The organism is Pseudomonas sp. MYb2, assembly GCF_002979955.1.
Lineage (GTDB): Bacteria > Pseudomonadota > Gammaproteobacteria > Pseudomonadales > Pseudomonadaceae > Aquipseudomonas.
Map to the genome: position 1 here is coordinate 329,129 of NZ_PCQC01000005.1, position 14,583 is coordinate 343,711.

Sequence of the window (14,583 nt, forward strand, 5' to 3'; positions counted from 1 at the left end):
CTCCGCGGCCGAAATAAGAGCAGCGCAAAGCCCCCGAGTGTGGCAAATTGCCGCCCCTTCTTGACCAGCCCCTTCGCGGTAGTTCATTCGATGACCAGAAACATGAAATTCAGCCACAAGATCTTGTTGGCTGCCGCCCTCGTGGTGGCCGTTGCGTTCGCCTGTTTCATTTTCTTCAACGACTATCGACAGCGCGAAGCCCTGAACAGCAGCACCGAAGCCTCGATGCAGGAGCTGGGCAGCCTGACCACCAGCAACATCCAGACCTGGCTGGAAAGCCGCATTCAATTACTGCAATCGCTGTCGCAGCAAGTGGCCGTCGACGGTAACGCCCCGGCCAGCCTGAAACGCATCATCGACCTGCCCGCCTACACCGGCAATTTCCAGCTCAGCTATTTCGGCGGTGCTGACGGCGTGATGTTCTCGGTGCCCGCCGGCAACCGCGCGCCGGACTACGACCCACGCGCACGCGGCTGGTACAAAGCAGCGAACAGCGCACAGCAAACCATCGTTACCGAACCGTACATCGCCGCGTCCTCGGGCAAACTGGTGATCACCGTCGCCACCCCGGTGCAGCGCCAAGGGCAGATGCTCGGCGTCGCAGGTGCCGATATCGACCTGACCAGCGTCAGCGCGATCATCAACTCGCTGAACTTCGGCGGCCATGGCCACGCGTTCATCGTCAGCGCCGATGGCAAGATCCTGATTCACCCGGACAGCAAACTGGTACTCAAGACCCTCGCCGAGGCCTACCCGAATGGCGCGCCGAAAGTCAGTTCCGGCCTGAAAGAAGTCGAGTTCGACGGCAAGACCCAGTTGATCTCCTTCACCCACATCAACGGCGTGCCTTCGGCTGACTGGTACGTGGCGCTGGTGCTGGACAAGGACACCGCGTTCGCAATGCTCAGCGAATTCCGCACCTCGGCGCTGATCGCCATGGTCATTGCCGTGGTGATCATCATCGCGCTGCTCGGCATGCTCATCCGCGTGTTGATGCAACCGCTGCTGACCATGGGTCGCGCCATGCACGACATCGCCGAAGGCGAAGGCGACCTGACCAAACGTCTGGTGATCCACGGCAACGACGAGTTCGGCGCGCTGGGCACCTCGTTCAACCGTTTCGTCGAACGTATCCACACCTCGATCCGCGAAGTGTCTTCGGCTACTGGCCAGGTCAACGAGGTCGCCCTGCGCGTCGTTGCGGCGTCGAACTCGTCGATGTACAACTCCGATCAGCAAGCCTCGCGCACCAACAGCGTCGCGGCCGCGATCAACCAGCTCGGCGCCGCCGCGCAGGAAATCGCCCAGAACGCCGCCCTCGCCTCGCAGCATTCAAGCGATGCGCGCAGCCTCGCGGTCGACGGTCAGCAGGTTGTGGATAAAACCATTCAGGCCATGCAGCAGCTGTCGGCGAAGATCAGCGATTCGTGCGGCAACATCGAAACCCTGAACAGCAACACGGTGAACATCGGCCAGATTCTCGAAGTGATCACCAGCATTTCCCAACAGACCAACCTGCTCGCGCTCAACGCCGCGATCGAAGCGGCGCGTGCCGGTGAGGCCGGTCGTGGTTTTGCCGTGGTAGCCGATGAAGTGCGCAACCTCGCGCACCGCACCCAGGATTCGGCGCAACAAGTGCAGAAGATGATCGAGGAGCTGCAAGTCGGCGCGCGTCAGGCGGTCAGCATCATGACCGAGAGCCAGCGCGAGAGCGAAAGCAGCGTCGGCATCGCCAATCAGGCTGGTGAGCGCCTGGGCAGCGTGACTCAGCGTATCGGCGAGATCGACGGGATGAACCAGTCGGTGGCCACTGCGACCGAAGAGCAGACGGCAGTGGTTGAGTCGATCAATGTCGATATCAACGAGATCAACACGCTGAACCAGGAAGGTGTGGAGAACTTGCAGGCAACGTTGCGGGCTTGCTCGGATCTGGAGCAGCAGGCGGCGCGGTTGAAGCAGTTGGTGGGTAGTTTCAGGATCTGAAGATCAAGGGCTTTACCCCCTCACCCCAGCCCTCTCCCCCAGGGGGGCGAGGGGGGAAAGGGAGCCGATCTTCAAGCCTTTCAAAACCTGAGTTCGACTCAGAAATTTCAGGTCGATGTATCAAAACCAGACAACTCGGTCAGTCCCCTCTCCCCCTGGGAGAGGGCTAGGGTGAGGGCAAGCCCTTAAAACCGCGACCCCGGCTCAGAAAGAAACACCAACTCTTCAGCCGTAGACTCCCGCCCCAACACCGCATTGCGATGCGGAAACCGGCCAAATCGCGCAATCACTTTCTGATGCCGCTCGGCATAATCCAGATTATCGGCAAACACCGCCCGCTGCGCTTCCGGCTGTTCAGCCACCAGTTCGATAAACCGGGAAACTGCCTCATTCTGCACCGCGAGGTTTTCGCAGTGTTCGAACACCAGATAAATGAACACTCGCTGGATCGGTTTCAACTGCCGATCAAAATCCGCCGCAATGCCTTGGGCGACGAGTTTCTGCGCGCGCAGATCACCGGAGAATGCTTTGGGGGTATCGCGAAAGATCATTCGCGGCAGTTGATCGAGCAGTAGCACTACCGCCAGCCAACCTTCGGGACGTTGCGTCCACTCGGTCAATTCGCCGGCCAGGGCCTGATCGACAAAGACCCCGAAACGCTCACGCGCTTCGAGGTCTTGACTGTCTCGCTTACCGAACCACAACTTGCCCTTGTCAGCCGCTATCTCGTCGGGGGATTCGGCTTGTCCGAACCACCAATCGAGCAACGGCTGCCAGGGCGCGGTCATGGTTTATTCCTTGTGGTAGGCCGTCGCGCGGGCGACTTCTTCTTTCGAGCCGAGGAACACCGCGACACGCTGGTGCAGGCCTTCTGGCTGAATGTCGAGGATGCGCTGGTGACCGTCGGTGGACGCGCCGCCCGCTTGTTCCACCAGGAACGACATCGGGTTGGCTTCGTACATCAGACGCAGTTTGCCTGGCTTGGAAGGCTCACGGCTGTCGCGCGGGTACATGAACAGACCGCCACGGGTCAGGATACGGTGCACGTCGGCAACCATCGCCGCGACCCAACGCATGTTGTAGTTCTTTTTCAGCGGACCTTCTTCACCGGCCAGCAGCTCGCCGACGTAGCGCTGTACCGGGGCTTCCCAGTGACGCTGGTTGGACATGTTGATGGCGAATTCCTGGGTCGATTCAGGAATGGTGATGTTTTCGTGGGTCAGCACGAAGCTGCCCATTTCACGGTCGAGGGTGAAGCCTTTGACGCCGTCGCCCAAGGTCAGGATCAGCATGGTCTGTGGACCGTAGATCGCGTAACCGGCGGCAACCTGTTGGGTGCCTGGCTGCAGGAACGCTTTCTCGTTCAGCGGCTCGTTCTGGCTCAGGTATTCGTTCGGGCAACGCAGGACCGAGAAGATGGTGCCGACCGGGGCGTTGATGTCGATGTTCGACGAACCGTCCAGTGGGTCGAATACCAGCAGGTACGCGCCTTTCGGGTATTTGCCCGGGATCTGGTAGGCATTGTCCATTTCTTCGGACGCCATGCCGGCCAGGTGACCGCCCCATTCGTTGGCTTCGAGCAGGATCTCGTTGGAGATCACGTCGAGCTTCTTCTGCACTTCGCCCTGAACGTTTTCAGTGCCCATGCTGCCCAGAACACCACCCAGGGCGCCTTTGGACACGGCGTGGTTGATCTCCTTGCAGGCACGCGCCACCACTTCGATCAGGAAACGCAGATCGGCAGGAGTGTTGTTGCTGCGGGTCTGCTCAATCAAATAGCGACTCAGGGTAACGCGGGACATGGACGGCTCCGGTGGAATGGGGGGCTAAAAACCCGCGCAGTTTACAGGGAGTCTGAAAACGTAGCGAGCGAAGACGCCCGGTAACGTGCGTTGGGGTGTATTTGCCTGCATGAGACGTGAATGTGGGTGGAGAGTTCAGGTAGCGGGTTTAGCGTAGTTGGAAATCGGACGGGTGTGGCTCGGGGTTAATTGATCAGTTCGGAATATGTATTGGCTGACACGCCGCTTTCGCGAGCAGGCTCGCTCCTACAGTTGACGGTATTCCAACTGAAGAAATGCGATCCCCTGTAGGAGTGAGCCTGCTCGCGATCGGGTGCGCAGCACCCGCCTTTTCACGAATTGGCAGGCGGCTTGCGCAACAAGCTAAACGCCATCGCCCCGAGAAAAACCACACTCAGCAACAACACCGCCCACAACCCGATCTTCTTCCAATTGGTCTCCGCCACCGCAGCAATAGTTGCCGTCGAAGTCTGCGTAGCCACCGCCTCACCCTGCACCACAGCTTTACCCAACGCCGCCAGTTTCTCCGGTTTGAAATCCGGAATCAGCGTCGCCAACGGCAGATTCGCCGTCTTCACACTCGGATTACCCAACGCCAAACTGTACGGCCCCGCCCCCCGCGCAAGGAAAATCACCTGCGTCGCCCGCACCGCGTACTTCACGCTAGGCGCCTGCTCACCGAGACCACCGCCGCGCTCATCCACGGTCAGCTTCAACTGCTGCACTGTCTGCCCGTAAAGCTGCAATTCGTTCTGCACCACGTCCTGGCCATTCTGCGTCAGGCGATAGAGCAAACCGCTGCTCAACTCCTGCCACGGCAAACTGCTGTCACGACGGCCGGCCAGCGTCACCGGCGCCAGACTGTTCGGCTGTTTCAGTTCAACCTGCACCCGCTCGACATTCAGCCCCATCGGCAATTGCCAGGTGTATTCTCCGGCCTTGGTGCTGCTGCCGGCCAGCGCCTGCGACCAAACCAACGGCAGCGGCAATTCGCGCGGGTCGCTGCTTTTCAGTTGCGCCGCCGTCAGGATCGGTGCCGAGTTCGGCGACTCCCACAACAGCCGTACATAACGCGCCGATTGCCCCGGCAACGTCACTTCGTGCTGCTCGATACGCTCATCGGAAAAGGTCAGCCGTGCGACCTGCCCTTCGCCCCATGGCTGCCAATGTTGCAGGTCGTCACTGGCCTCGATGCTGAAGCGCTGAAAACCGTCGCGCTCGCTGGTCCAGTCGAGGATCAACTGCTGCAACGGCGCCTTGATCGCACTCGCATCCAACAGCCAGCCGCGCAGAATCTCTTCTCCCGCCTCCAACTGACTGGACGGCTGCACCTCGACCAATGTGCCGTTGGTGGTCGCTTGCACACGCACACTCGGCGCGCGTTCGCTGGCGTCAGCGGCGTTGTACAGCGGGAACCATTTCACCTCATGTAACTGACCGTCGTCGCGGGTCTGCGCCGATTCACGAGCCAGAGCATAGGCCTGTGGTTCGCCAGCGGCGTTGAACACACGCAAGTCGCCGAGATCAGTCTGGCGCGCCTGCAATTGCACGCTCAGCGGCAATTCGAGGCGGTACCACGGACCGTTGCCGCTCACCGCCAGCGGCACTTGCGTGGCAAAGTCCGTCGGTTTTTCCTGAGCACCGGCCACCATCACCACGCCCAGCGCCAACCAACCCAGATTAAGCATGCGACTCAAGATGAAACTCCTTCGGTGTCCGGGGCCGGTTTGTCCGCCGCCGGGTCAGCGTCGACGCGTTTGGGCGGCAGCGGCGCGAAATAGCCAACCACCAGCAGCAACACTCCGACGCCGATAAACGAGACGATCCGGGCGAGGCCGCCACGGTTGCTCAGTTCGACAAAAATCAGTTTGGCCACCACCAGCGCAATCAACGCCGCGCCGATCAGCCACACTTCGCGACGATGGCGCAGATGGCCGCCAATCATCAAGCCGAGCGCCATCAGCGTCCAGACAATGGACAACCCGGCCTGCACCAGCATCGAGGCGAGCAGCGTATCCAGTTCGAACGGGATCCCCGCCCAGTGGTGAGCCGCGCGGGTGACCAGTGCGGTGCAGAAGGCGAACAGCGAAACCCCGGCGATCAGCTGCGTCGCGTAATCGGCGTAGTCCTGACGAATCGACAGTTGCGACACCGCACTGCGCGACCACACATAAACGCCGAACAAGGCGAACAACAAACCCAGCTCTAATGGATTGATCAGCGGCACGTAAGGAAGTGGCTCGGCATTGCCATCGCTGACGCCATTCGCCAGCCAGAACCACGCGAGCATCAACACCGCCAACGGCGCGGCGGCATACAAGCGGTATTCGCGAGGGAATGCCGCCACCGGCCACGGCCAATTGCGCGGTGCTGCCGCCAGCAGCAGATAAACGCTCGGCAGAATCGCCCAGCCCAGCCAACGCCAGGCGTTGTATTGCTCGGACAACAGCAGCAAGCCGTAGCGCAATTCCAGCGCCAGCACGCCGATCAGCAACCAGCAGCCGAGCACGTGCGCCGTGCTCAAAGCGCGCGCAGGCAGCATCGGCGCCAAGCGTCGCAAGCTGAAGAAATGCACGGCGAATATCGCCGCCCATGCCAGCCAGCCAAAATCAGCTGCCGGGTGATAACGCGAATGCCACGCGCCGAACAGCACAAGAGCCGCCGCCGGAATCAGCAAGGTGCAAAGCAAGCCCAGCGCCGGCCATTTCAAACGTAGCGACAACACAGTCCACAACCCCACGCTTACGGCTGCAACAAAGAGCAACAACGTGCCTTGCAGATTCGGAGCAGCAAAACGCAATACTTCGCTAATCCAAGCCAGCGCCCACCAACCCGCGCCCCACACCAGCAATACTTCGGACAAGCGCTGCAAACTCAACGCATCGAATGCCGAGGCGTGATTGCCCAGTTGCAGGCGCCACGCACCGATCATTGCCGCCAGCCCCAGCACTAGCGGCGTCCAGAATCCGCCATGGGCCAAAGGCTTCAGCCCTTCGCTGGACAGCGGCCCGAGCAGTTCCGGACCGGCCAGCAAGAATGCCGCGCCGCCAATCACTTGCAATAGCAGACCAAAAACAAAACTCACACGCTGCTTGAGGTACAGACTCAGCCAGATAATCAGCAAACCACTCGCGGCCCACACCGCACTCGCGGTCTGCCACGGCAGCACGAACAGCACCGCCAGATTGATCAGCACCAACCCGGCCAGCAACACCACCGACAGCCCGCGCAGCAGACGCACATCACCGCGCACCATCTCATCGCGTGCCGCCAACAGCATGCCGGCGATCAACGCCAGACCGATCAGCGAAGCGCTCAGCAAGCCGCTCCAACCGGCGCTGAACACCGCCGCCGAATCTTCCCCCGCGCCTTGCAGGCGCAACAAGAACAGTGCGCCACCGAGTAACTGCACGGCAAACGCGGTGAACAGGAACGTGCGCGACTGAATTCGCAGGCCGACAAACAACGTCGCCAACCCGGCCAGTGCCCAACTGATCGCCGTGGCCTGAACGAAGAAGAACAGCGGCGCCAGCAGATAAAGGAAGGTCAGGCCCAGACACGCCAGCACCGGCAAGCCTTGACGCTCCCAAGGCGAGGCCTGTTGCGGCGAAGCCTTGCGCAATTGGTAGAAACTGAACAGCAACGCGATGCCGAGCATCAGCGCACCCAGCGGGGCGCCGTCGAGCAGACTGCTTTCGCCAATGCGCAATTGACTGAGAAAGGCCAACGCGGAACCCAGTTGTAGCAGCAATGCAAACGCCCGGGCGAACGGTCGGTGCTGACGCAAGCCGAGCCAGAAAATCCCCGCGCCTTCCACCGCCCATGCCGCCGATGTCCAGCGCGCATCCAGCCCCAGCGGGATCGCCAGACTGGCAAAAATCACTCCGAGCGCCAGACAGGTTTCACCCAGCAGCACCGCGCGCCCGCCCATCAACACCTTGGCCAGCGCCATGTAGATCATGCCCAGCGCCAGCGCACTGAACGCCGCGGCAAACTCCAGATGCTGCACCAGCGCAAACTGCAAACCGAAACCAATGATTGGCGGACCGAACAGCATTGTCCCGTCGACATAATCGCCCTTGCGTGCCGACCAGAGCAGCAAGGCATCACGGTCGCTGTCTGCCGGCGCGTCAGACATATCGAGCAATTTGCGCCGGGCAAACAACAGGCCGATAGCGAGGTACATCAGGAAGAACAGAATCAGGAACGGCTCGGTGCTCCACAACAGCTCCGGCGCATACGAACGCAGGCCCCAGGCGAAACCGATGCCGAAGGTGCCGACAAAGCCGATCAGGTTGAGCAAGCGCCAGGCCTTGAACCAGGCGATAGCGAGAATGCCGGCATTGAGCAAAGCGAAATAACTGAACAGTGCGACGTGGCTGCCGGCGCCGGTCGAGGTCAGGATCGGTGCGGCGAATCCACCCAGTGCGGCGACGGCAGCCAACGCCAGCGAGTCTTGGGTGATCGCCAGAATCGCCGAAAACACCGTCACCGCGACCAGCAAGCCCAACGCGGCGGACGGATCGAGCAACGGATGCAAACGCATCGCCGCAAACACCGTCAGGTACAACACCGCAATCCCGGTGCCTTGCAGCATCAAGGCGTAATTGCTGTTGCGTTTGCGCAGCCACCAGCCTAGCGCCAGCAGACCCAACGCGGCTGCCGCGACACCGGCGTAACGTACCTCGATCGGCACGACCATGCCTTCGGTGGCGTAGCGCAGCAGGAACGCCAGACCGAAAAACAGCAAGACCACGCCAATGCGCAGCACGGTGTTGCCGCCGAACAGCCAGTTACGCGCGGCGCTGATGCCGCGTTCGATGAGGTTCGGGCCACGAGGTTCGGCAGGTGTTTGCGGTTCGGGCGTGACGGCGTCAAGGCGCCAGACATCGGCGGGCAGCGGTTGACTGGTTTCACTGGCGACGGCGGAAATCGGTTCGAGTTCGGGCGGCAGTTCCCAGACCAGTTCGGGGGCCGGGGCTTCTTCGGCGGCTTTGACTGGTTCTACGACGGGGTCGGTAACCGGCGCCGCACTCGGTGGAGGGGCAGCATGAAGGGGCGCGCCTTCGAGCAGAAACAGACGCTGTTCGACGCCCTGCAAAGCGACCTTCGCCTGCTCAAGTTGACGTTGCTGCTCCATCGCCTGCGAGCCGAGCCGCGCGATGCGGATCGTCTGCCCGATTGCCAGCCCCAGCAACGCGCCTAATAGCGCATCACTGAACGACTCGTCGAGCAGCCAGCCGAGCACCAGCCCGATCAACATGAACATCCATTGCATGGTCGATATCCCTAAGCGCGAAGGCTAATCCGGGAAGATTAGCGCAGCCTGACCCAAAAAGATCGCAGCCTGCGGCAGCTCCTACAGGGTTATGTGAACACCTGTGTAGGAGCTGCCGAAGGCTGCGATCTTTTCCGGCGCGCGATTATATCGAGCCGAGTGGAAAGTTACTCCAGCGCTTTCCAGATCTCCGTGGCGTACTCGCGAATCGTCCGGTCTGAGGAGAACCAGCCCATCCGCGCCGTGTTGAGCACCGCCGAACGCCACCAGTTATTGGCGTCATGCCAGTGCGCTTCAACGCGTTTCTGCGCTTCCCAATACGAGTCGAAATCGGCGCAGACCAGAAAGCGGTCGTAATCCACCAGCGAATCGATCAACCCGGTGTAGCGCGAGGTGTCATCCGGCGAGAACACCCCGCTGCGAATCGCTTGCAGCACGTCGTTCAAACGATGCGACGCGGCGATATCCGGCAACGCGCTGAACTCGTGGTTCTGTTTGCGCGCCTCCACCTGCTGCGCGCTGAGGCCGAAAATGAACATGTGCTCGGCACCGATGCGTTCGCACATCTCGACGTTGGCGCCATCCAGCGTGCCGATGGTCAGTGCGCCGTTGAGGCCGAACTTCATGTTACTGGTGCCTGAGGCCTCGAAACCTGCGGTGGAAATCTGCTCGGACAAGTCCGCTGCCGGAATGATGCTCTCCGCCAGACTGACGTTGTAGTTGGGCAGGAACACCACTTTCAGCAGGCCGCGAACAGTCGGGTCGTTGTTCACTACCCGGGCGATATCGTTGGTCAGTTTGATGATCAGTTTGGCCTGGTGATAACTCGCCGCCGCTTTACCGGCAAAGATTTTCACCCGTGGCACCCAGTCGACTTCCGGCTCGGCGCGAATCGCCTGATACAGCGCCACGGTGTGCATCAGGTTGAGCAACTGGCGTTTGTATTCGTGGATACGTTTGACCTGCACGTCGAACATCGCCGCCGGATTGACCGCGATCCCCAACCGTTCATGAATCAGATAGGCCAGCGCTTTTTTGCTATGCAGCCGTTGCTCGGCAAAAGCTTTGCGGAATGCGGCTTTCTCGGCGAACGGCTCGAGATCGAGCAAACGCTCTTCGGGGTTATCGAGCAAATCCGGGCCGAGCGCGTCGACCAGCATCGAGGTCAATTCAGAGTTGGCCTGATACAGCCAGCGGCGGAAAGTAATCCCGTTGGTCTTGTTATTGATCCGCTCGGGGTAAAGCTTGTGCAACTCCGCGAACACGGTTTTGCGCATCAGTTGCGTGTGCAAGCCAGACACGCCATTGACGCTGTGCGAACCGAGGAAAGCGAGGTTGCCCATGCGCACCCGGCGACCGTTGTCTTCTTCGATCAGCGACACCGCGCGCAGCACGTCGAAATCGTGAATGCCCTTGGCGCGCAGCGAATCGATGTGCTGAGCGTTGATCAGGTAAATGATCTGCATGTGGCGCGGCAACATACGTTCCATCAAACCCACCGGCCAGGTTTCCAGCGCTTCCGGCAGCAGCGTGTGGTTGGTGTACGACAGCGTGTCGACGGTGACTTGCCAAGCCGCATCCCACGCCACGTCGTAGACATCGACCAATTGGCGCATCAGCTCGGCCACGGCAATCGAGGGGTGGGTGTCGTTGAGCTGGATCGCCGCGTGATCGCCCAGCGTCAGCACCGAGGTGTGCATGTTGCGGTGACGGCGCAGCAAATCCTGCAAGGAAGCAGCGACAAAGAAGTATTCCTGGCGCAGGCGCAGCTCTTGCCCTGCTTCGGTGCTGTCCGCCGGGTAAAGCACGCGGGAGATACTTTCGGCGCGAGCAACCTCGGCGACGGCGCCCAAGTGGTCACCGGCGTTGAAGCGTTCCAGATGCAAATCCTCCATGGCGCGGGCACGCCACAGGCGCAAAGTGTTGACGCTCGCCCCGCGCCAGCCGACCACGGGCGTGTCGTAGGCAATCGCGCGGACGGTTTCTGCCGGCGACCAGACTTGTTTGGATTTGCCGGAAACGTCGGTGACCGTCTCGACGCTGCCGCCGAAGCCGATGGTGTAAACCACTTCTGGCCGTTCGAATTCCCACGGGTTGCCGAAATCCAGCCAGTGCTCGGTCTGCTCCTGCTGCCAGCCGTCGACGATGGCCTGACGGAACAAGCCGTGCTCATAACGAATGCCGTAGCCGTGACCTGCAATGCCGAGGGTCGACATGCTTTCCATGAAGCACGCCGCCAGACGCCCGAGGCCGCCGTTGCCGAGCGCTGCGTCAGGTTCCAGCAGACGGATGCGCTCCAGATCGACACCGAGTTCAGTCAGCGCTTCGCGGGCCACATCGAGCAGGCCAAGATTGCTCAGGCTGTCGTAGAGCAAACGGCCGATAAGAAATTCCAGTGAGAGGTAGTACACCCGTTTCTGACCTTTGCGGTAGATCTGCCGGGTGTGGTCCATCCAGTGCTCGACCATGTGATCACGCGCCGCGAGGGCGATGGCTTCGAACCAGTCATGGTCGAACGCGTGATCGGGGTCTTTACCCACCGCGTAGGTGAGTTTGGTCAGGACGGCGTCGCGGAATGCGGCCACCTCTGCTTCGCGAACTAGTGGTTCTTGAGTCATCAATAGGACCTCGAGCGAGCGGGAATTGTCTGAGCCTAGACGGTCTGACCGACGGTGAGGGCTCTGGTTCGGCAGTATTTCCTGAGACTGTGAGATAGCCCGGCATTACCTTGGCGAGTGAGCTAATGAATGCAGGGGCCGTGCCGAATTGTCCGGCAATGTGCCTGCATGAAGAAAAAATCTGGCGAAAGGTTGTTCAAAAATCCACCAGTCCCGGTATGATCGCGCGCCCTGATGCACACACGCCTGGTAACTCCCGATGATGAAGCCCAACCTGATTGCCGCCGCCGAGATCGATCGTCTCGATACGTGGGCGAAATATTCGGCCCCGATGTGCGGTTCCTGCATATCCAGCTGCTGCACGCTGCCGGTTGAGGTGAAGATCAAGGATCTGGTGCGCATCGGTGTGGTCGACGAGTTCGAACTGGGTGACCCGCCGAAGAACATCGCCAAGCGTTTGCAGAAGGAAGGCCTGGTCGAGCGCTTCAATCAGAAGTCCGGCATCTTCACCCTGCAGCGCATGAGCAACAACGATTGCTACTACCTGGATCGTAAGAGCCGCCTGTGCACCATTTATGACAAGCGCCCGGATACCTGCCGCAATCACCCGAAGATCGGGCCGCGTCCGGGGTATTGCGCTTATAAGCCGAAGGAAGTGGTGCGCGAGCAGAATTTCCGCGCGATTGAGAAGTTCTAAAAGCCAACCCTCACCCCAGCCCTCTCCCAGAGGGAGAGGGGGCCGACCGAGGTGTCTGGCGCCATACATCGACCTGAAACACCCAGTCGATTATGGATTCAGTAGAATTCTTGCAAGTCGGTGCATCTCATGAATATCCCCCATTCGGTCCCCTCTCCCTCTGGGAGAGGGCTAGGGTGAGGGGCTTTTGATCTTCAAAACCCAACCTGCATTTCCCCCAGACAAACAAAAACGCCCCCGGTCTCGCGACCGGGGGCGTTTTTTCAAGCTCGGGCTAAATTACGCCTTGGCTTTCTTGGCAGCGCGGGTACGCTCGCTTTCGTCCAGAATCTTCTTGCGAAGACGGATGGACTTAGGAGTGACTTCGCACAGCTCGTCTTCCTGGATGTATTCCAGAGCCTGTTCCAGGGTGAAGCGAACAGGTGGTACCAGAGCGATGGTTTCGTCTTTACCCGAAGCACGCATGTTGTCGAGCTTCTTGCCTTTGGTCGGGTTTACACCCAGGTCGTTGTCGCGGCTGTTCTGACCAACGATTTGACCGTTGTAGATCTCCTGGCCGTGTTCTACGAACAGCTTGCCACGAGCCTGCAGGGTTTCCAGCGAGTAGGTCAGTGCCTTGCCGGTTTCAACCGAAACCAGAACGCCGTTCTGACGGCCGGACATGTGGCCCGACTTGACGGTGTCGTAACGATCGAAGATCGAGGTCAGGATGCCAGCACCGTTGGTCAGGGTCAGGAACTGGTTACGGAAACCGATCAGACCGCGAGCAGGGATGTTGTATTCCAGACGAACACGGCCCTTGCCATCCGGCACCATGTTGCTCAGGTCGCCTTTACGCAGACCCATCTCTTCCATGACCTTGCCCTGAGCTTCTTCAGGGATGTCGATGGTGACGTTTTCGAACGGTTCTTGTTTAACGCCGTTCACTTCACGAATGATTACTTCAGGACGGCCCAGGGCCAGCTCGAAGCCTTCGCGACGCATGGTTTCGATCAGTACCGAGAGGTGCAGCTCACCACGGCCGGAAACCTTGAACTTGTCAGCGGTGTCGCCTTCTTCAACGCGCAGTGCAACGTTGTACAGAAGCTCTTTGTCCAGACGGTCCTTGATGTTACGGGACGTCACGAACTTGCCTTCTTTACCGCAGAATGGCGAGTCGTTTACCTGGAAGGTCATCGAAACGGTCGGCTCGTCAACGGTCAGAGGCTTCATCGCCTCGACAGTGTCCGGGTGGCACAGGGTGTCGGAGATGAACAGCGAGTCCATACCGCTGATGCAAACGATATCGCCTGCTGCAGCTTCTTCAACGTCGATGCGGTGCAGACCGTGGTGACCCATCAGTTTCAGGATACGGCCGTTACGGCGCTTGCCGTCGGCACCGATCGCCACAACCGGAGTGTTCGGCTTGACGCGGCCACGAGCGATACGGCCAACGCCGATAACACCCAGGAAGCTGTTGTAGTCCAGAGCGGAGATCTGCATCTGGAACGCGCCATCACGGTCAACAGCCGGAGGCGGAACGTGGTCGACTACCGCTTGGTACAGCGGGGTCATGTCTTCCGCCATGGCGGTGTGATCCAGACCGGCAATGCCGTTCAGGGCCGAGGCGTAAACAACCTGGAAGTCCAGTTGTTCTTCGGTAGCACCGAGGTTGTCGAACAGGTCGAAGATCTGGTCCAGAACCCAGTCCGGACGCGCGCCTGGACGGTCAACCTTGTTGATCACCACGATTGGACGCAGGCCGGCTTCGAAAGCCTTCTTGGTCACGAAACGGGTTTGCGGCATAGGGCCGTCTTGAGCGTCAACCAGCAGCAGAACGGAGTCAACCATCGACATTACGCGTTCAACTTCGCCGCCGAAGTCGGCGTGGCCCGGGGTGTCCACGATGTTGATGTGGTAGCCGTTCCAGTTGATGGCGGTGTTTTTCGCCAGAATGGTAATACCGCGCTCTTTTTCCTGGTCGTTGGAGTCCATCACGCGCTCGTCGTTGAGCTCGTTGCGCTCCAGAGTGCCGGATTGACGCAGGAGTTTGTCTACCAGGGTGGTTTTACCATGGTCAACGTGGGCAATGATGGCGATGTTGCGTAGATTTTCGATCACTTGTGTATCTCGATCAGAGGATTCGGTTTGCTGACAAGTCTTGGCAGCGATTAGCAGTAGTGTCCGGCATGGCCGTTACAGCTTGACGGCGGTGTCGGGGGGCCG

At 60.2% G+C, this 14,583-nt stretch carries 8 protein-coding genes and 1 pseudogene; 3 read left to right on the forward strand and 6 right to left on the reverse strand.

The features are described from left to right. Positions 1 to 225: 225 nt before the first annotated feature. A pseudogene (locus CQ009_RS30375) lies at positions 226 to 1,125 on the forward strand (cache domain-containing protein); the annotation flags it as partial. A 93-nt stretch (positions 1,126 to 1,218) separates the two neighbouring features. Continuing rightward, the gene (locus tag CQ009_RS30380) at positions 1,219 to 1,983 is read left to right on the forward strand and encodes a methyl-accepting chemotaxis protein (protein ID WP_371920137.1); all 765 of its coding nucleotides are present in this window, start codon (positions 1,219 to 1,221) and stop codon (positions 1,981 to 1,983) included. Positions 1,984 to 2,168: 185 nt separating this feature from the next. Here the strand turns inward: CQ009_RS30380 and CQ009_RS10865 are convergent, their stop codons facing one another. The 5 genes from CQ009_RS10865 to CQ009_RS10890 form a co-directional block, all read right to left on the reverse strand. Beyond that, positions 2,169 to 2,771 carry a DUF924 family protein gene (locus tag CQ009_RS10865; RefSeq protein ID WP_105706064.1) on the reverse strand — a complete coding sequence of 201 codons (603 nt, stop codon included), beginning with the start codon at positions 2,769 to 2,771 and terminating at the stop codon, positions 2,169 to 2,171. Positions 2,772 to 2,774: 3 nt separating this feature from the next. Beyond that, complete coding sequence (locus CQ009_RS10870; RefSeq protein ID WP_008080580.1) at positions 2,775 to 3,785, reverse strand: class 1 fructose-bisphosphatase; 1,011 nt, start codon at positions 3,783 to 3,785, stop codon at positions 2,775 to 2,777. Between the two features lie 332 nt (positions 3,786 to 4,117). Then, positions 4,118 to 5,482 (reverse strand): DUF3999 domain-containing protein, encoded by a 1,365-nt coding sequence (locus tag CQ009_RS10880; RefSeq protein WP_105706068.1) that lies wholly within the window; start codon positions 5,480 to 5,482, stop codon positions 4,118 to 4,120. Next, on the reverse strand, positions 5,479 to 9,063 hold the full coding sequence (locus tag CQ009_RS10885; protein ID WP_105706070.1) for a DUF2339 domain-containing protein: 3,585 nt from the start codon (positions 9,061 to 9,063) through the stop codon (positions 5,479 to 5,481). Before CQ009_RS10885 ends, CQ009_RS10880 begins: the two co-directional genes overlap by 4 nt. A gap of 167 nt (positions 9,064 to 9,230) precedes the next feature. Beyond that, positions 9,231 to 11,681: a glycogen/starch/alpha-glucan phosphorylase gene (locus CQ009_RS10890; protein ID WP_105706071.1), complete on the reverse strand. Its 2,451-nt coding sequence runs from the start codon at positions 11,679 to 11,681 to the stop codon at positions 9,231 to 9,233. A gap of 259 nt (positions 11,682 to 11,940) precedes the next feature. Here CQ009_RS10890 and CQ009_RS10895 point away from each other — a divergent pair, with 259 nt between their 5' ends. Further along, complete coding sequence (locus CQ009_RS10895; RefSeq protein WP_008080573.1) at positions 11,941 to 12,378, forward strand: YkgJ family cysteine cluster protein; 438 nt, start codon at positions 11,941 to 11,943, stop codon at positions 12,376 to 12,378. Positions 12,379 to 12,657: 279 nt separating this feature from the next. On the opposite strand, the gene typA is transcribed toward CQ009_RS10895, so the two are convergent. Next, positions 12,658 to 14,478 (reverse strand): translational GTPase TypA, encoded by a 1,821-nt coding sequence (gene typA / locus CQ009_RS10900; RefSeq protein WP_034153003.1) that lies wholly within the window; start codon positions 14,476 to 14,478, stop codon positions 12,658 to 12,660. Between the last annotated feature and the right edge of the window lie 105 nt (positions 14,479 to 14,583).